15 protein-coding genes are annotated in these 17,698 nt (G+C 56.2%); 12 read left to right on the forward strand and 3 right to left on the reverse strand.

Translation table 11 applies throughout. From position 1 onward, the window contains the following. On the reverse strand, positions 1-324 hold the full coding sequence (gene fdxA, locus EV681_RS08580; RefSeq protein ID WP_128394501.1) for a ferredoxin FdxA: 324 nt from the start codon (positions 322-324) through the stop codon (positions 1-3). A gap of 115 nt (positions 325-439) precedes the next feature. On the opposite strand from fdxA, the gene pncB reads away from it, so the two are divergent. Continuing rightward, a complete protein-coding gene (pncB, locus tag EV681_RS08585; RefSeq protein WP_128394500.1) occupies positions 440-1,615 on the forward strand; it encodes a nicotinate phosphoribosyltransferase in 1,176 nt (391 codons plus the stop codon). A gap of 86 nt (positions 1,616-1,701) precedes the next feature. Next, complete coding sequence (locus EV681_RS08590; RefSeq protein WP_128394499.1) at positions 1,702-2,052, forward strand: RidA family protein; 351 nt, start codon at positions 1,702-1,704, stop codon at positions 2,050-2,052. 98 nt (positions 2,053-2,150) lie between these two features. Here EV681_RS08590 and EV681_RS08595 read toward each other — a convergent pair whose 3' ends face one another. Then, on the reverse strand, positions 2,151-2,660 hold the full coding sequence (locus EV681_RS08595; protein ID WP_130303738.1) for a flavodoxin family protein: 510 nt from the start codon (positions 2,658-2,660) through the stop codon (positions 2,151-2,153). 433 nt (positions 2,661-3,093) lie between these two features. Between EV681_RS08595 and EV681_RS08600 the strand changes: the two genes are divergently transcribed. From EV681_RS08600 to EV681_RS08635, 8 genes are all read left to right on the forward strand, one after another. Continuing rightward, entirely contained in the window at positions 3,094-5,427 is a 2,334-nt protein-coding gene (locus tag EV681_RS08600) for a RelA/SpoT family protein (RefSeq protein ID WP_165392979.1), read from the forward strand. Positions 5,428-5,480: 53 nt separating this feature from the next. Next, positions 5,481-6,680, forward strand: a complete 1,200-nt coding sequence (gene trpB, locus EV681_RS08605) for a tryptophan synthase subunit beta (RefSeq protein ID WP_128394496.1) — start codon at positions 5,481-5,483, stop codon at positions 6,678-6,680. A gap of 9 nt (positions 6,681-6,689) precedes the next feature. Then, positions 6,690-7,520 (forward strand): tryptophan synthase subunit alpha, encoded by an 831-nt coding sequence (gene trpA / locus EV681_RS08610; RefSeq protein ID WP_128394495.1) that lies wholly within the window; start codon positions 6,690-6,692, stop codon positions 7,518-7,520. A 23-nt stretch (positions 7,521-7,543) separates the two neighbouring features. After that, positions 7,544-8,419 carry an acetyl-CoA carboxylase, carboxyltransferase subunit beta gene (gene accD, locus EV681_RS08615; RefSeq protein ID WP_128394494.1) on the forward strand — a complete coding sequence of 292 codons (876 nt, stop codon included), beginning with the start codon at positions 7,544-7,546 and terminating at the stop codon, positions 8,417-8,419. A 14-nt stretch (positions 8,420-8,433) separates the two neighbouring features. Continuing rightward, the gene (locus EV681_RS08620) at positions 8,434-8,874 is read left to right on the forward strand and encodes a MarR family winged helix-turn-helix transcriptional regulator (protein WP_128394493.1); all 441 of its coding nucleotides are present in this window, start codon (positions 8,434-8,436) and stop codon (positions 8,872-8,874) included. A gap of 165 nt (positions 8,875-9,039) precedes the next feature. Continuing rightward, complete coding sequence (locus tag EV681_RS08625; protein ID WP_130303739.1) at positions 9,040-10,761, forward strand: FAD-dependent monooxygenase; 1,722 nt, start codon at positions 9,040-9,042, stop codon at positions 10,759-10,761. Position 10,762: 1 nt separating this feature from the next. Next, positions 10,763-10,942: a hypothetical protein gene (locus EV681_RS08630; protein ID WP_128394491.1), complete on the forward strand. Its 180-nt coding sequence runs from the start codon at positions 10,763-10,765 to the stop codon at positions 10,940-10,942. Positions 10,943-11,084: 142 nt separating this feature from the next. Continuing rightward, positions 11,085-12,044: a Bug family tripartite tricarboxylate transporter substrate binding protein gene (locus EV681_RS08635; RefSeq protein ID WP_130303740.1), complete on the forward strand. Its 960-nt coding sequence runs from the start codon at positions 11,085-11,087 to the stop codon at positions 12,042-12,044. A 172-nt stretch (positions 12,045-12,216) separates the two neighbouring features. Here EV681_RS08635 and EV681_RS08640 read toward each other — a convergent pair whose 3' ends face one another. Continuing rightward, positions 12,217-15,351 (reverse strand): Rne/Rng family ribonuclease, encoded by a 3,135-nt coding sequence (locus tag EV681_RS08640; RefSeq protein ID WP_130303741.1) that lies wholly within the window; start codon positions 15,349-15,351, stop codon positions 12,217-12,219. A 551-nt stretch (positions 15,352-15,902) separates the two neighbouring features. Here EV681_RS08640 and EV681_RS08645 point away from each other — a divergent pair. Together EV681_RS08645 and EV681_RS08650 are read left to right on the forward strand one after the other, a co-directional pair. Beyond that, positions 15,903-16,856 (forward strand): RluA family pseudouridine synthase, encoded by a 954-nt coding sequence (locus EV681_RS08645; protein ID WP_128394488.1) that lies wholly within the window; start codon positions 15,903-15,905, stop codon positions 16,854-16,856. A 109-nt stretch (positions 16,857-16,965) separates the two neighbouring features. After that, the gene (locus EV681_RS08650; protein ID WP_130303742.1) at positions 16,966-17,631 is read left to right on the forward strand and encodes an HAD-IA family hydrolase; all 666 of its coding nucleotides are present in this window, start codon (positions 16,966-16,968) and stop codon (positions 17,629-17,631) included. Positions 17,632-17,698 lie beyond the last annotated feature (67 nt).

Here is a 17,698-nt window from a genome sequence, read left to right on the forward strand (position 1 = left end):
TCAGCGTTCGAGATATTGCAGTTTATTTTCTTTTCCGTTCCATTCATCGGCGTCAGGCAAAGGCTTGGTGGACCGGCTGATGGTGGGGAAATCAGCACTGAGTTCGGCGTTGATGGCGATAAACTTCATTTGGTCCTGAGGTACATCTTCTTCAGCAAAAATGGCGTTCGCAGGACATTCGGGTATACAGACGGCGCAATCGATGCATTCGTCTGGATCGATAATCAGAAAATTGGGGCCTTCCTTGAAGCAATCCACCGGACAGACATCGACGCAATCGGTGTATTTACATTTGATGCAGTTTTCGGTCACGACGTGAGTCATTACCACTCCAGATTAAATATTTATTTGTCAAATTAGGATTTTACCTAATCTTTAGGGGAATATGCTCAAAACCCTATAGCTGTGATATGGTTATGAAAACACCTATGACGTTATCATGATCATCCAATCCCTACTCGATACAGACCTGTACAAGTTCAGCATGATGCAGGTGGTACTGCATCACTTTCCGGGGGCCCACGTCGAATACCGCTTCAAATGCCGCTCCAAAGGCATTGACCTGCAGCCGTATATCGAAGAAATTCGCAGTGAAATCCACGATTTGTGCCAAATCAAGTTTTCCGAAGATGAGCTGGACTATCTACGTAATCTGCGCTTTATCAAAGGGGATTTCGTCGAGTTTCTGGGGCTGTTTCATCTGCCCGAAAAATGCATTTCTGTTACGCCAGGCCAGGAACCGGGCGAAATCTCGATCGAGGTCAAAGGCTCCTGGCTGCACACCATCCTGTTCGAAATACCCGTACTGGCCATTGTCAATGAGGTGTATTTTCGCAACAAGGCGCCGGGCCTGGACTACGAAGAGGGGCGACGACGCCTTGAGGAAAAAATCCAGCTGATTACCAGCTCGGCCGATATGGCCAACTTCAAGGTGGCCGAATACGGCACCCGGCGCCGCTTTTCCGGCGAGTGGCATCACGAAGTGGTGCAGACATTGCAAAAACAGATGGGCATCAACTTCGCGGGCAGCAGCAACGTGTTGATGGCCAAGCAATATGGTGTCACCCCTTTGGGAACCATGGGCCACGAGTACTTGCAGGCTTGTCAGGCATTGGGGCCGCGCTTGCGCGACTCCCAGGTGTTTGCCCTGGAAAAGTGGGCCATGGAGTATCGGGGCGACCTGGGGATTGCGCTATCGGATGTGTACGGAACCAATGCATTCCTGCGTGATTTCGATATGTATTTCTGCAAGCTGTTTGATGGCGCTCGGCATGATTCAGGTGATCCGTTCGAATGGGGCGAGCGGCTGCTGGCCCACTACCGCAATAACCGGGTCGATCCGTCCACCAAGACATTGGTGTTTTCCGACGGCCTGAGTTTTCCGGTGGCCATGGATATTCATCGACGCTTTAGCGGACGCTGCAAAGTGTCCTTCGGGATTGGCACCAACCTGACCAACGATCTGGGTGTCAAGCCGCTGCAGATCGTCATGAAAATGGTGCGTTGTAATGGGCAGCCGGTGGCCAAGGTCTCGGATGAGCCGGAAAAAACCATGTGCGACGATCCGGCCTATCTGACTTATCTGCGCCACGTCTTTGATCTGCCGCCTGCGTGATTGAAAAACGACGTTCTGTTTGTGCCGCAATCGCGCCGGCTGTGTGATAATGCACGCTTTCGACAACGTTCAAACAGGAGTCAGTCATGAGTGAGATCAAGCGTACCAACGTAGGCAGCCGCCTTTCCGATATGGCCGTATTCAACGGTGTAGCCTATCTTGCAGGCCAGGTGCCCGACGATGCCACGCTCGATATGGAAGGCCAGACCAAACAAGTGCTGACCACCATCGATTCCCTGCTCAAGGAAGCAGGTACCAGCAAGGAGCGGTTGCTGATGGTGCAGATCTTCGTGGCCAACATGAAAGAATTCGATCAAATGAACAAGGCCTGGGACGAGTGGGTTTCAAAAGAAAATGCCCCGCCGCGCGCCACTATCGAAGCCCGCCTGGCCAATCCTGACTATAAAGTGGAAATCGTCGCAACAGCGGCGCTGTAAGCCCGCAATTTATCCGATAGTACGCTAGTGACGGCGCCGGCCAGCTACGCGCTGGCGCCTTGCCGATTGGATAGACCGCAAGGCGAGGCAACAGAGGCTTACAGCAGCGCAAACAGGGTTGCACCGATTTCTCCCGCCTGCTGACGCTGTGCCTCGGAAAGCGTTTTGGGGGCCAGAATGGCCGCTTCAGTATCGCTACGCATGTTCAGGATAATGCCGGGCACTCGTTCATTGAGCCGCCAGCCGCTGCAAATGCGCCGTAACTGACGCAGCGCGCCTTCACCATCGCTGCCTGCGGTAATGATTACGCTGAAAATGCGACCTTCTATGCGGTGTAGCACCGGGTAATACAGCCGATCCAGGCACTCCTTCATCTGGCCGCTGAGCGAGGCCAGATTTTCCGGTGCGCAAAACAGGTATGCGCCCGCTTCAAGCATATCTTCCGGGGTCACGTCGCAGGCGCGCTTCAAATAAACGTTGTGAGACTCGCCAAGCTCCTTGCGGATCGCCTGCGCTGCGTCGTATGCCTGTCTTGCGGCGGCTTCGGCGGCACCGGTTCTTGAGTGCCATACGATCAGCAGCGCGCTGCCGGTAATTTCATTTGACATAGAATAAAGTGCCGGCCGGTCTGGCGAAAATAAAGTGACGCCTGCCCTTTTTGGGGCGACAAGCCGGTAACGCGTCTCCTGTTGATAAACGGTGGGTGGGAGCGACAGTAACGCCAGTCAGCCTGTGCGGTCAGCCTGCGAGCCAGGGGCAGGGCGTTGGCTTGATCCGGCAGCGTATCTGTTTGCATGACAAGGAATTTGCGGCTGCGCCCAGCTGTTTACTACACGTGTCAAATTGTCTACCGGATAAACAAATCACGCAAGCCTGCTCTTTTTTGGCCAGCGGCGTTAAAATACCTTTTTGCACAAACATGCCGTTTGCTGGCCCGATCGTTTTTGTCCGCCTGGTACTGCCAGGATGAATTGACAATCAGGGAACGCAGGCTGTTGCCACTTTTATCGATATTCCCAATATTTCCACCTGCTCCCGCTTATGAAAACAACAGAACCCGAGTTCATACCGGATTCCTTCCAGGACAACGCATGGATGAATGCCGTATGTGCCGGTCTGGACGATGCTGGCCGCAATATGGTGGAACAGGCGGTGGCCTGGTGCGATCCGATTTTGCAGGACGCATCCATCGCAACCGGCGAGCCGTCCATCCATCATGCCAAAGGCATGTTGCAAATTCTTTCCCTGTTGCAATTGGATGCCGCGACGCTGGTTGCCGCATTGGTGCTGGCCATTCCCATTGATCTGGAGGACGAGTCTGCGCAGGATCAGAAAAATGAGCTTATCAGGCTTTTCGGACTGGAAACCTTCAGTCTGATCAACGGTTCGCGGGCGCTGTTACGGATCGGGGCGATCGCGCGTAATGCTTCATCGCAAGGGCACAACGAATCGTCCGGCCAGCGGGAAATGCTGCGCAAGATGCTGCTGGCCATGGCCAGCGATCTTCGGATTGTGCTGATTCGCCTGGCATCGCGCCTGCAAACGCTGCGCTGGTACGCCGAAACCAAGAATCCATGCCCGATCGAACTGGCCGAAGAAACGCGGGACGTCTATGCGTCCCTGGCCAACAGGCTGGGTATCTGGCAAATCAAGTGGGAAATGGAAGACTTGTCTTTCCGGTTTCTGTCGCCCGACACCTATAAGGACATCGCCCGCAAACTCGAAGGCAAACGCATTGAACGTGAAGCCCGCATCCAGTCCCTGACTGACGACATTGCCGGATCACTGGCAGATATGGGTATCGATGCCGATGTGTCGGGCCGTGCCAAGCATATCTACAGCATCTATAACAAAATGCGCAATAAGGGCCTGACTTTCGAGCAGCTGTATGACCTGCTGGCCATCCGTATCATCGTGGCCAATGAACGGGACTGCTATGCCACGCTGTCGCTGTTGCAGGCGCGCTGGACACCAGTCATGAACGAGTTTGATGATTATATTGCTCGTCCCAAGCCCAACGGTTACCGGTCATTGCATACGGTGCTCAAAACGACTGATGGGCATACTTTTGAAGCCCAGATCCGCACCCGCAAGATGCACGATTTTGCCGAGTACGGGATGGCGGCGCACTGGCGCTATAAAGAGGCAGGTCCTAAGGGCGGTCAGGTCTCCGCTGTGTCCATGTATGACCGCCAGGTCTCCTGGATGCGCCAGTTGCTGGCATGGCGCAAGGAAGTTGGCCTGCCGCTCAACGATCCATCAGATAGCTCGCTGCAGGCCTCGACAGCAGCCGCAACGGTGCAAGTCGATGCAGCGGTGCCGGCCGCGCCGGAACCCAAATCAGGGCAGCCGCGGCAGGAACGTCACAATAAAAACGCGGCTGAACGCATTTATGTGCTTACGCCGCAGGCGCGTGTCATCGAATTACCTGAAGGCGCCACGCCGGTCGATTTCGCCTATCATCTTCATACAGACTTGGGGCATCGTTGCCGGGGTGCACGGGTAGACGGGCAGATGGTGGCCCTCAATACCAAGTTGCTCAACGGGCAAACGGTGGAAATCATTGCGGCCAAGTCGGGCGGGCCGTCGCGTGACTGGATCAATACTCAACTGGGCTATCTGGCCAGCCCGCGGGCCCGTGCCAAGGTGCGCTTGTGGTTCAATGCCATCGAGCTGCAAAAGCGGATAACCACCGGCCAGGATCTGGTGGAAAAGGAGTTGGCCCGGTTGGGCAAAACAGCGGTCAATCTGGAACAACTGGCCGAGCGCCTGGGCTTTGCCAACAGCGATGATCTGTATGTGGCCGTTGCCAAGGATGAATTCAGTCTGCGACAGATCGCCACGGCCTTTCAAGAGCCGGATCCTGATCCTGGCGCTGCCTACGATACCATCGTGGCGCGCGAGTCTGGGGCGCAAAGCGCGGTCAAGACCGGCAAAAGCGGTGTGCTGGTGGTCGGCGTCGATTCACTGCTTACGCAACTGGCCCGGTGCTGCCATCCGGCGCCGCCGGACCCGATCAGCGGCTTTGTCACGCGGGGGCGGGGCGTGTCCATTCACCGCAGCGATTGTCCCTCGTTTGCGGTCATGAGAAACAAAAGCGCCGAGCGCGTTATCGAGGTCGCCTGGGGAGATACCGGGGATACGGTCTATCCGGTCAATATTGCCATCCATTCGCAGGATCGCAGTGGCCTGCTCAAGGATCTGACTGAATTGTTTTCCCGCATGAAATTGAATGTGGTGGGTGTCAATACGCAGAGCAAGGCCTCGATTGCCCATTTGCATTTTACCGTTGAGGTGCGAGACGGCGAACAGCTGCGAAAGGCCATGAACGCCATATTGGATATCCCCGGAATTATCAGCGCTGCACGTTGTTAAAACATGTAAAATAGCCCTTTACTGCTCGTCTGAACCCGACGCCAGGAGCCAATTTGACTGCTTATTCCTTTCCCGACAACAGGGGCCATTTCGGCCGTTACGGTGGCATTTTTGTCGCCGAAACGCTGATGCACGCTGTTTCGGAGCTGAATCAAGCCTATGAAAAGTACAAGGAAGATCCTGATTTTGTCGCTGAGTATCGGTACGAACTGGCGCATTTTGTCGGGCGTCCCAGCCCGGTCTATCACGCCCGCCGCTGGTCTGAACAACTGGGCGGGGCGCAAATCTGGTTCAAGCGTGAAGACCTGAACCACACCGGTGCGCACAAGATCAACAATTGCATCGGACAAATTCTGCTGGCACGCAAAATGGGCAAAAAGCGCATTATTGCCGAAACCGGCGCGGGCCAGCATGGCGTTGCGACCGCGACGGTGGCCGCGCGCTATGGCATGGAATGCGTAATCTATATGGGCGCCGAAGACGTGCGGCGGCAGGCGTCAAATGTGTATCGCATGAAGTTGCTGGGGGCGACGGTGGTGCCGGTGGAATCCGGATCGCGTACCCTCAAAGATGCCCTGAACGAAGCCATGCGCGACTGGGTCACCCGCATTGACGACACCTATTACATTATCGGCACCGTTGCCGGTCCTCATCCCTATCCGGCCATGGTGCGCGATTTCCAGCAAATCATTGGCCAGGAATGCATAGAGCAGATGCCTGCCTGTGCGGGTCGCCAGCCGGATGCAGTCATCGCCTGTGTTGGTGGCGGCTCCAATGCAATGGGCATTTTCTATCCCTATCTGTCGCATACCAAGGTCAAGCTAATTGGTGTTGAAGCAGCGGGCGAGGGCCTGGATACCCCCCGTCACGCAGCCTCCATCAACGGTGGCAAAGTGGGCGTCTTGCATGGCAATCGCACTTACGTACTGCAAAATAGCGATGGGCAGATTCAGGAAACCCATTCTGTATCGGCCGGACTCGATTACCCTGGTGTCGGGCCGGAACACGCCTGGCTGCACGACAGTAAACGCGCCACCTATGTGGCGGTAGACGACAATGCCGCCCTGGACGCGTTTGGCAAGTGTTGCCGTCTGGAAGGCATTATGCCGGCCCTGGAGTCGGCGCATGCGCTGGCCTACGCAGCCACGTTGGCTCCCACCCTGTCACGCGAATCCATTTTGCTGGTGTGCCTGTCCGGTCGCGGCGACAAAGATATGCATACCGTTGCCGAATATACCGGCATTGCGTTGTAAGGAACGGTAATGAGCCAGCAACGGATCAATAAAACATTTGCAAGGCTGGGGCGGCGTACCGCCCTGATTCCTTACATTGCGGCAGGCGACCCGAATCCGGCGGCAACGGTTCCGCTCATGCACGGGCTGGTCAGGGCCGGGGCCGATATTATCGAGCTGGGCGTGCCGTTTTCCGATCCCATGGCAGATGGTCCCGTGATTCAGCAGGCCACAGCACGCGCCATTGCCCAGGGCGTGGGCTTGCGCGATGTGCTGGACATGGTCGCCGTGTTTCGCAAGCTGGACCAAAGCACGCCGGTCGTGTTGATGGGCTATGCCAATTCGATTGAAGCCATGGGGCAGCCGCAGTTTGCCGCCCAGGCCGGTAAATCGGGTGTGGACGGGATATTGATTGTAGACTGTCCGCCAGAAGAATATGATGACTTTGCCGGCGATCTTCGCGCTCAGGGAATTTCGCCTATTTTCCTGCTTTCGCCGACCTCGACCGAGGCGCGGATCCAGGCAGTGGCAAAACGGGCCGAAGGCTATCTTTACTACGTGTCCCTCAAAGGCACCACCGGGTCATCGACTATCGATATCAGTCAGGTGCGCGAACGGGTCGCAAGCATCAAGAAACACGTATCCATTCCGGTTGGCGTCGGTTTCGGCATTCGCGATGCAGCCAGTGCTGTACAGGTTGCCGAAGCCGCCGATGCAGTCGTTATCGGTAGCCGCCTGATCGAAACCATGACGCAGGCGATCGCCCAACAACCATCGGCCAACCCGTCCGACGTGGCAGTAACCGCTGCCGAGGACTGGTTGCGCGAGATCCGGCAGGCGCTGGATCAGAACAGAAAATAAGCATTCAGAAATAAGGATTGACAATGAGTTGGCTAGACAAGATTCTTCCACCGCGCATTAACAAAAAGACCGAGCAGCAGGGGCGACGTGTGCCCGAGGGCTTATGGGTCAAATGCCCGTCCTGCGAGGCGGTGCTGTATAACGACGATCTGGTCGAGACGGTCCATGTATGTCCCAAGTGCAGCTACCATATGCGTTTGAACGCACGTGCACGGATTGACGCGCTGCTGGACCCAGATGGTCGTGTAGAAATTGGCGAAGGCATTCGCTCTACCGATCCTCTCAAGTTCAAGGATAGCCGCAAATACCCTGAAAGGCTGGCCGAAGCCACGCAAAAATCAGGCGAATCTGATGCGCTGGTCGTCATGAGCGGCAGCATCTGTACCGTTCCCGTTGTGCTTGCCTGCTTTGAATTCGATTTCATGGGCGGTTCCATGGGCTCGGTTGTGGGCGAGCGTTTCGTGCGCGGCGTTCGCGCGGCGATCCAGAACAAGACTCCGTTTATCTGTGTGGCTGCCTCTGGTGGCGCCCGCATGCAGGAAAGCCTGTTCTCATTGATGCAAATGGCCAAAACCAACGCCATGCTGACCCGCTTATCTCAGGAAGGGCTGCCGTTTATCAGTGTGCTGACCGACCCGACGATGGGCGGCGTGTCTGCAAGCTTCGCTTTCATGGGCGATGTTGTGATTGCCGAGCCCAAGGCGCTTATCGGTTTTGCCGGTCCGCGCGTCATTGAGCAGACTGTTCGCGAACAGTTGCCCGAAGGCTTTCAACGTGCCGAGTTCCTGCTTGAAAAAGGCGCGGTGGACATGGTTATTGACAGACGCGAACTGCGTACGGAACTGGCGCGATTGATGGCCCTGCTTACACGCCAATCCAGTGAAGCAGTGTCTGCCTAAGCCCGGAGGCACGGATGGATTCTGACGCTTTTCGACTCGAAAAAACGCTGACCTATCAGCTGCATCAGTTATCCAAACTGATCGATCGGCGTGTCGACTACTCAGATATTCAACGCATCTCCCTGAATGCCGGGGAAGGGCGCACGATTGCGGTCCTGGGCTATTACGGCACCCTGTCCGTGATTCAGCTGGCCCGGCTGGCTAATCTGGACAAGAGCCAGGCAAGCAGGGCAGTCGTGTCGCTGGTTGAAAAAGGCATTATAGAAAAACGCAGCGACAGCCGGGACGCAAGAGCATTTGAACTGTTTTTGACCCCGGCCGGGCAGTTGGTTTATACGGATATCGTAGACCTGATTGTCCAGCGCAACGACGTTGCGCTCAAATCCCTCACGCCTCGCGAAAAACAGACTTTATTCGGCCTGTTTGGCAAAATCCACCAGAATCTGACTGATTAACCGGGTGCTTGGGCGCAATGATTAACTTGCGCACGCAGCCGCCGTGTCACGGGTAAATACCCATATCCGCATGCTTGAATTTAGTTGATTTTTCAATTAAACTGCAAAAAAATTAATGCCGCAGCACTTGCGCCATTTCAGGATAACAGCGTCAGGAGACTTCTTATGCATCAGCCCTTGCGGCAGCCGCGCGCCTCTCTATATCATCCTTACACCGTCTATGCTCCATATCACCCCGGAGCAGGCCAGGACACCACAGCGCCGGTGACCATTGTAGGCGGCGGGCCCATCGGGCTGGTTACCGCACTCATTCTGGCTCGCCATGGCATCCGTTCAAACGTACTGATATCGGAATGTCAGGTGACCGAGGGCAGCCGGGCCATTGTTTTTACCAAACGCTCAATGGAAATCCTGGATTTTGCCGGGGTCGCAACACGCGTCATGAGCAAAGCGCTGCCCTGGACCAGCGGCAACTCGTACTATAAAGGGGAGCGAGTATTTCGCATGGAAACGCCGGTCGACGATAACGACCGTTTCGCGCCACTGAATAATCTACAGCAAAATTGGCTGGAAACGTATCTGGTTGAAGCCGCACAGGCGCAGCCCCTGATCCGCTTGTGCTGGGGGAATCGGCTCACTTCTTTTACCCAGGACGACTCAGGTGTTGCTCTGGTCGTTGATACACCGGAAGGCGAATATACCTGCCGCACCCACTGGCTGGTCGCTGCCGATGGCGCGCGTTCGACGGTGCGACAGCAACTGGGACTGGCCCTGGAAGGCGACAGTTACGAAGGCCGGTTTGTTATTGTGGATATTCGAATTGATCTGGATCTGCCTACGGAGCGACTGGCATTCTTTTCACCCGACTGGAATCCTGGCAATACCATTCTGATGCATAAAGAGCCGGACAATATCTGGCGTTTTGATTATCAGCTGGCTGCCGACGTTAGCAGCGAAGAAGCGCTGAAACCCGAGAATCTGGCGGCAGCGGTCAATGCGCAACTGCAGATGATGGGATACCAGGATAAAGACTGGGAAATGGACTGGGCTTCGGTCTATTCGGCGCGTGCGCTTACCCTGCCTGACTATGTGCATCAAAGAGTCATGTTTGTGGGGGATGCGGCTCATTTGCTTCCTATCTTTGGCGTAAGGGGCGCCAATACCGGGTTTCAGGATGCAATGGATCTGGGCTGGAAATTGGCGGCTGTCGTCAATGGCCAGGCAGACATCGCGTTGTTGCAAACCTACAGCGCAGACCGGGTAAGCGCCGCCAGGGAAATCATCGCAGAGGCGGGCAAAAGTACCCGTTTCATGGCGCCACCAACGGCGGGTTTCCGGTTGCTGCGCGATGCCACGCTAGGCTTGTCGCTTAAGCATGATTTTGTGCGACCGCTTTTTCACTGGCGTACCTCGCGTGCCCACGCCTACCGGGAATCCCCCCTGAACAGTGCGCAGGACGATAATGCCATCATGCCTGCCGCCATTGAAAACGGTAGCGTGTTTGTCAACTTGAAACTGGCTGATGGCAGTTATCTGTATGATCATTTTGACGAAGGTTTTCAGGTTGTCTATATGGGCGGTGGGCAAGGGCCGCAGGTGGCGCCCGAATCATTGAGACAGGAAGTGAGAGCCTTGCGTGCCATCGGCAGGCCTGTCACCCTGCATGTGCTCGGTTCAGCAGATGCTGCGGTTGAGCCGCACGGCGATCATATCGCCTACCAGGTTGCGGCTGAGGTGTTGCGGCAGCGCTATGCGGTCAAAGGCGGGGAAGTGTACGTGATCAGGCCGGACCAACACGTGAGCGCGCGCTGGCAGCAGTACGCCTGGGGTTGTCTTAGCCAATATATCGGACAATTGCCGGGTAGTACCGGACATAAGGAGAATTAAGATGAGTATTCAGACCCACGCGCTGGAGCAGGTATATGATCATTTGGCTGAAACCCTGGATTCAATTCCCGAGTCGGGCCGCAGCCTGATGCTGACTCGGCTGGCGCTGCTGATGAGCGAGCACATCGGGCAGGAAGACTTGATTTGCAGGTTGATTGACGAGGCGGCGCTAAACGACTAATGGAAATTGCCACTATGCATAAATTGAACGCAGTGGCATGATTTATGCTGCATCAGGCTCTTGCTTTACAGTAACACCTGGCCTCTGGTACCTGTGTGTACATCGGTGCGTCAGTATAAAAACCTATTAGTGGAGATACCAAATGAACATCAAACAGTGGCTGTCCGTGGCTACCCTGAGTCTGGCCGGGATGGCTGCCCATGCTGCGTGGCCGGAAGGCCCTGTCACCTGGGTTGTGCCGTATCCTGCAGGCGGCGGCACAGACGTGATTGCCCGAACAGTGGCTGCATCCCTGGAAAAAACGCTGGGGCAAACAATCGTGATCGAAAACAAGCCCGGCGGCGGCACTGCCATTGGCGCCTCGGCAATCTCCCGCGCCAAACCGGACGGCTACACTGTCGGCACGGCCGATTCAGGTACGCTGGCCTTCAATCCTTCGCTCTACAAAAGCCTCACGTATGATCCGGCAAAATTTACCTATATCGGTGGGTTAGCACGGTTTCCGCTGGTTTTGGCAGTACCAGCCAACTCGCCGTTTAAAACAGTCAATGAATTGATCGAAGCGGCCAAGAAAGAGCCGGGCAAACTAACGGCCAGTTCTGCCGGCGCGGGCTCTCCTCACCATCTGGCGCTTGAACGCTTCAAGCAGTTGACCAAAACCGATATTGTGCATGTGCCTTATAAGGGCGCGGCGCCGGCATTGCAGGATTTGATCGGTGGCCAGGTTGACCTTATGTTTGGTGATTTGGGCTCGTCACTGCCCAATATCAAGGCGGGCAAAGCCCGGGTGCTGGCCGTGACCGTGCCAGAGCGTCTGGCTCTGTTGCCAGATGTGCCCACCATGGCTCAGGAAGGCGTAGGTGATTTTGTTGCTTATGCATGGCAGGGCCTGGTCGGACCGGCCGGCATGCCGGATGATGTCGTGAAAAAGTTGGATTCAGATTTGAAAGCGACGCTGGAGAGTGAGGCAGTGAGCAAGAAAGTGCAGGCGCTGGGCGTAGAGATTATGCCCATGACGTCATCCGAATTCAAAGCCTATTCCGACAAGGAACGCGAAGACTGGGGCAAGATTATCAAGGCAGGGAACATCACGCTGCAATAAAGCGCAGCAGCAATAAGTGCCGCGTTGCGATAGGGACGCGGTGTTCACGTTTATCGCAGCAGACAAACAAAAAGCCCCTTGTCATTGCACTGTGTTTAACGCAGTGCTACAGACAAGGGGCTTTTTCCATTGTGCGGCCTGTTTTCAGTAATGGAGACAGGCCGACAGTGGTTTACTCGTCGCGGGTTTCCACGATTTCCAATGGTTCCGCCTGAGCCTGGCTACGTGCCTTGCGAGGACGTCCGGCAGGTTTTGGAGGAGGGGCCATCATTGCTTCTTCCGTGAGCCCGGAGCGGGTCTCTACCCATTCCATACCAACGCCAGAAACGATTTCTTTAAGCGCTTCCTTGTTGGCGGCAACGGCCGGAGCAGTAACAGCAGTTGCTGCGGGAGCTGGCGCTGATACTGGGGCTGCTGCAGGTGCCACCGGTTCATCAGCAACGACTGCCGGTTTTGCTTCTGCCTGCTCGGCAGGGGCCTGCACCTGTGCCACGGCTTTTTCTGCGACTTCGACAGGAGTCTCGGCTGCAGCAGCGTTGCTGGCTACTGGTGCCGGGGCAGTGTCGGTCGCGGCTGCTACAGCCTGTTCCACTGGTTCAGCGGGGGCGGCAGATGTCGCTGTTTCAACGGGTGTTGATGGCGCAATGGGCTCAGAAGCGACTGCCGCCGGTTCGGCCAGGGCCGCCACTGGATGATCAGCGGCAGGCGCAGCAGTTGCTGCGGTTTTGGCCGCAGGGGTATCCGACACGGAAGTCGACTGATCACTTTGCGCAGGCGATGCAGTGTCGTCAGACGCCACATTGTTTGTTGCTGGTGTAGTGCCAGACTGGCTTTCTGCGTTGTCTGCCTGTGCGCTGGTGACTGCATCAGCAGTAGCGCCTGCGCCTGTAGCGAGCAACACTTCGTTGGGCACGAAAGACGCTTTTTCGGAGTCTGTCGTCTCTACCGAATCGTTCTGACGACGGCCGCGACGGCTGCGACGACGACGACGACGCGGTTCAGTATCGCCGGTCTGAGTGTCTTCGCCTTCTGTAGCGCGATCGTTTTCGTCTTCGGAATCGTCGTCAATCAGATCCTGCTCGAGCGGGGTTGGTCGGGCGGCAGCGTCCGCGCTGGCCTGGCGGCTACGGCGTGGTGCCGGCGCTGCTTCGGTCTGTTCAGTCTCTGATGCCTGTGCCTGCTCAGCATTTTCTGTTGCTACTGCTGTTGTGACTTCGGTCTCGTCGCCGGTGTTGCGGCGGTTGCGGCCTCGTCCACGGCGGTTGCGACTGCGGCCACCGCTGTCTTCCGTGCTGGCGTTCGCCTGGGCATTGGCGCTGGCTGGCGCTTTGCCCTCGGCAACGGTGTCCTGGGTCTCGCTATCGTCCTGCTTGCGCTGGCGTCCCCGCGGATTGCGGCGGTTTTCGCCATCTTCCTCGGATTTGGCCGATGTGCGTTTGTCGCCGCGGCGGTTGCGTCCACCGCGCTCGCCGCGTTCACCGCGTTCACCGCTGGCAGCGGTGCGAGAGCCACCGCGCGCATTGCGTGCGCCCGATTTTTCGGTGGTAGATGCGTCTTTTTGCGGTTCTGCAGGCGCAGCCGCTTTTGGACCAGCCAGCCACGACAGCACTTTCTGGAACATGCCGCCGATACTTGGGGCCGCTGCTGCGCTTACCTGCGGCTGTGCAACCACTTGTGGTTTGATCGCGCTCGGTGCAGGCTGGTCAGGAGAAATGCCTTTGACCAGTGCCTCCGGGCGCTCGTTATGTTCGGATTTTTCCTTGGTGGATTCCCATGTGACACTGGTTTCCGGCGCTTCGATCAGGTCAATGCTGGCCTTGGGATCATCCAGCCGGGAATCATCGTAGCGGATGCGTTCGATATGATGGTGCGGCGTCTCGAAATGCTTGTTCGGAATCAGTACCAGATTAACTTTCAGGCGTGATTCGAGTTTGACAATATCGGCCCGTTTTTCGTTCATCAGGAACGTTGCCACTTCCACTGGCACCTGTGCGTGCAGGGCAGCGGTATTTTCCTTCATGGCCTCTTCCTGCAACAGGCGCAGCACATTCAGGGCGCTGGATTCGACGTCACGGATGACGCCTGTGCCGTTACAGCGTGGGCAGGTAATATGGGAGCCTTCGTTCAGGGCCGGACGCAGGCGCTGACGCGACAGTTCCATCAGGCCGAAACGGGAGATTTTCCCCATCTGGACCCGGGCACGATCCACATGCAGGGCATCGCGCAGTTTCTGTTCGACAGCCCGCTGGTTCTTGTTGTCTTCCATGTCGATGAAGTCGATCACGATCAGACCACCCAGGTCGCGCAGGCGCAACTGGCGAGCCACTTCTTCGGCGGCTTCCAGATTGGTGCGCATGGCGGTTTCTTCGATATCGGCGCCACGCGTAGAGCGGGCCGAGTTCACGTCAATGGCGACCAGGGCTTCTGTGTGGTCAATAACCACAGAGCCGCCGGAAGGCAACTGGACGGTACGTGAATATGCGGTTTCGATCTGGTGTTCGATCTGGAATCGCGAAAACAGGGGAATATCATCCTGATAGCGTTTGACGCGATTGACGTTGTCAGGCATGACGTCTTGCATGAAAGCCGTTGCCTGTTGCGTAATGGCCTCGGTGTCGATCAGGATTTCGCTGATGTCGGGCGAGAAATAATCGCGGATGGCGCGAATAACCAGGCTCGATTCCTGGTAAATGAGGACCGGAGCAGGGTAGTCTTTAGCAGCGGCATCAATGGCGGTCCACAGTTGCAGCAGGTATTTCAAGTCCCACTGCAGTTCGGGAACGCTGCGGCCAATACCGGCGGTACGGGCAATAATGCTCATGCCAGTCGGCAGGTCAAGCTGCTCCATGGCATCGCGCAGTTCCTGGCGATCTTCGCCTTCGATGCGACGCGATACACCACCACCACGCGGGTTGTTGGGCATCAGGACCAGATAGCGGCCAGCCAGGGAAATGAACGTGGTCAGGGCTGCGCCCTTATTGCCGCGCTCTTCCTTTTCTACCTGGATAATGAGTTCCTGGCCTTCGTGCAGGGCGTCCTGGATGCGTGCACTGCGCACATCCACGCCTTCCTTGAAATAGCTGCGGACCACTTCCTTGAAAGGAAGAAAACCGTGGCGATCGTGACCATAGTTGACAAAGCAGGCTTCCAGGCCGGGTTCAATACGTGTAATGACCCCTTTGTAGATGCTTCCCTTGCGTTGTTCACGGCCGGCGGTTTCGATATCGATGTCGATCAGCTTCTGGCCATCGACAATCGCAACGCGTAATTCTTCTTGATGCGTTGCGTTGAATAACATGCGTTTCATAGAGCAGTTTCTCCGTTAAACGAGAGCAACGAACGCCGTTGCACTCACCACGAGTAACTGGTGAAACGTACGAATAGACGATTGACTCGCGCGGATCCCGCGCGAGGTCGGGGCGCTTTATGTGGGACTGTCTGCCGTCGGATGACGACGTGCAGCAGAGCCAGTCAGAAAATTAACAGAGTAAAGTAATTTCAATTGTTGAATTCTTCTGTGTTTTATCCTGCCGTTTCCTTGCGGTGCCGTCAGGACAAAATAAAAACCAGGGCGCTTCGTTCATTCTGTACGCTATAAACACAATGGCGGTGATATCTGTGGGCAGATGATGTATGGCCTGCCGCGTTGATAACAGATACGACAAGCGCCGCAGTGTTTATAAACCAGTCACTCAAAAGACTGAAATACAGATAGCGGATTGACGTTAGGACGGTACAATGCGTATTTGGCTGACGGGCGGAGACCTGCTTGCAGTTTCTTGGACTACGGGTTTCTCAACGCCGGACGGTTTTAATTCAGTCTTTTTGTGGTCTCCGAATTATAAGGCTCTTTTGAGTATGTGCAAACAAACTTCTGATAAAAAACCAACTTTTTCTGTCCGGCTGGTACGAGCGGACGCCGGATCCGACGGTCAGCGCATCGATAATTTTCTTATCCGTGAGTGCAAGGGGGTGCCTAAAAGCCATCTTTACAAGGCCATCCGCAGCGGCCAGGTCCGCGTCAACAAGGGGCGGGTGCAGGCCGAATATCGGGTAAAAGACGGCGATGAAATCCGGATTCCGCCCTTGCGGGTGGCTACGCCCGATGAAAACCGGGTTGTGCCGGCAGGCCAGTTTCCGATTGTTTTTGAGGATGACGCACTGATTGTCATCGATAAACCGTCGGGTGTAGCCGTTCATGGCGGCAGCGGCGTGTCTTTCGGGGTCATCGAACAGATGCGGGCGGCCCGGCCCGAGGCGCGGTTCCTGGAATTGGCACATCGTCTGGACAAAGAAACCTCGGGATTGTTGATGATCGCCAAAAAGCGCGCCGCACTGGTCGCGTTGCACGGCATGTTCAAAGAAAGCCGCGGGCGCAAATGTTATCTTGCCCTGGTTGAGGGTGACTGGGTCAATGACCGGCAGCATATACGGCTGCCCCTGGAAAAATACCTGACCCGCGATGGCGAGCGGCGGGTGCGGGTTCGTCCCGATGGCAAAGTTGCGCATACGATAGTGAGCAAGGAGGCGCGTTTTGGCCGCTATACGCTGGTCAAGGCCGAGCTGCGCACCGGGCGCACCCATCAGATTCGGGTGCATCTGGCCGCTAGTGGTTTTCCTATCGTGGGCGACGAAAAATATGGCAATGACGAGACCCGCATTGCGTTTGCCCGACAGGGGTTTGCCCGCATGTTCCTGCATGCTCATACGCTGGAAATCCCTCATCCTGTAACGCAGGAGCCCTTATCGCTGACTGCGCCGCTGCCCGAGGTGTGCCGACAATTGCTCGATCGTTTGGCGGTCCGCCGCTAAGCGCGGACGCCTTTGTGGTTGGCGCAAGCGGCGTCACAGCAGGAACTTCAATTTATTGTTGTTTAAATGCACCGCTACCCCCTCCTGATTTCATAATATGGAAAATAGAATGCGTTATTCACTTGCCATCTTCGATTGGGATGGAACCCTCATGGATTCCACCCATACCATTGTCGCAGCCATTCAGGCTGCCTGTCGTGATATGGGATTGCCTGTACCCGGCGTTGCGCAGGCCAGCTGGGTTATCGGGCTCTCGCTCGATGAGGCGCTGCATCGCGCCGTGCCCGATTTGACGCCGTCCCAGTTGCCGCGGTTTCTCGAACGCTATCGCATCCACTACCTGCTCAGGGACCCTGATTTGCGCACCTTCGATGGCATTATTGGTATGCTCGATGCATTGCAGGCCGAGGGGGTGCTGATGGCCGTGGCTACGGGTAAAAGCCGTGTCGGATTGGACCGGGTATTGACTGGAATGAACCTGGGGCACTATTTTGATGCCTCCCGTACCGCGGATCAGACATTTAGCAAGCCGCACCCGCGAATGCTCGAGGAAATTCTGGAGGAGCTGGCGGTGCCGGCCGCGCAGGCGGTTATGGTGGGCGATACCTCGCATGACATTCAGATGGCTCAGGCTGCCGGTGTGGACAGCATTGCGGTCACGTATGGCGCGCACAGTGAACAAGAGCTGGTTGCCAGCAAACCGACCCTGATTGCGGCAACGCCACCGCAATTACAAGCGTTTTTGCTGGAACATTGTCGAAAAATGGCTGTCTAATTTTCCAAGTAGTGATATTGATCATTATTGCTGTCCTTTTTTGCGCCAGCAAGCCACCGGAGCCAAC

This window comes from Advenella incenata (assembly GCF_004217095.1).
Taxonomy (GTDB): Bacteria; Pseudomonadota; Gammaproteobacteria; order Burkholderiales; family Burkholderiaceae_B; genus Advenella; species Advenella incenata.

What these genes read in the sequence shown, in the direction of transcription:
- EV681_RS08630 (WP_128394491.1), top strand. Translation starts at nt 10,763, where the DNA reads ATGAGTATTCAGACCCACGCGCTGGAGCAGGTATATGATCATTTGGCT.
- trpA (WP_128394495.1), top strand. Translation starts at nt 6,690, where the DNA reads ATGAGCCAGCAACGGATCAATAAAACATTTGCAAGGCTGGGGCGGCGT.
- EV681_RS08645 (WP_128394488.1), top strand. Translation starts at nt 15,903, where the DNA reads ATGTGCAAACAAACTTCTGATAAAAAACCAACTTTTTCTGTCCGGCTG.
- EV681_RS08650 (WP_130303742.1), top strand. Translation starts at nt 16,966, where the DNA reads ATGCGTTATTCACTTGCCATCTTCGATTGGGATGGAACCCTCATGGAT.
- pncB (WP_128394500.1), top strand. Translation starts at nt 440, where the DNA reads ATGATCATCCAATCCCTACTCGATACAGACCTGTACAAGTTCAGCATG.
- EV681_RS08595 (WP_130303738.1), bottom strand. Translation starts at nt 2,660, where the DNA reads ATGTCAAATGAAATTACCGGCAGCGCGCTGCTGATCGTATGGCACTCA.
- EV681_RS08625 (WP_130303739.1), top strand. Translation starts at nt 9,040, where the DNA reads ATGCATCAGCCCTTGCGGCAGCCGCGCGCCTCTCTATATCATCCTTAC.
- EV681_RS08590 (WP_128394499.1), top strand. Translation starts at nt 1,702, where the DNA reads ATGAGTGAGATCAAGCGTACCAACGTAGGCAGCCGCCTTTCCGATATG.
- EV681_RS08640 (WP_130303741.1), bottom strand. Translation starts at nt 15,351, where the DNA reads ATGAAACGCATGTTATTCAACGCAACGCATCAAGAAGAATTACGCGTT.
- EV681_RS08620 (WP_128394493.1), top strand. Translation starts at nt 8,434, where the DNA reads ATGGATTCTGACGCTTTTCGACTCGAAAAAACGCTGACCTATCAGCTG.
- accD (WP_128394494.1), top strand. Translation starts at nt 7,544, where the DNA reads ATGAGTTGGCTAGACAAGATTCTTCCACCGCGCATTAACAAAAAGACC.
- EV681_RS08600 (WP_165392979.1), top strand. Translation starts at nt 3,094, where the DNA reads ATGAAAACAACAGAACCCGAGTTCATACCGGATTCCTTCCAGGACAAC.
- fdxA (WP_128394501.1), bottom strand. Translation starts at nt 324, where the DNA reads ATGACTCACGTCGTGACCGAAAACTGCATCAAATGTAAATACACCGAT.
- EV681_RS08635 (WP_130303740.1), top strand. Translation starts at nt 11,085, where the DNA reads ATGAACATCAAACAGTGGCTGTCCGTGGCTACCCTGAGTCTGGCCGGG.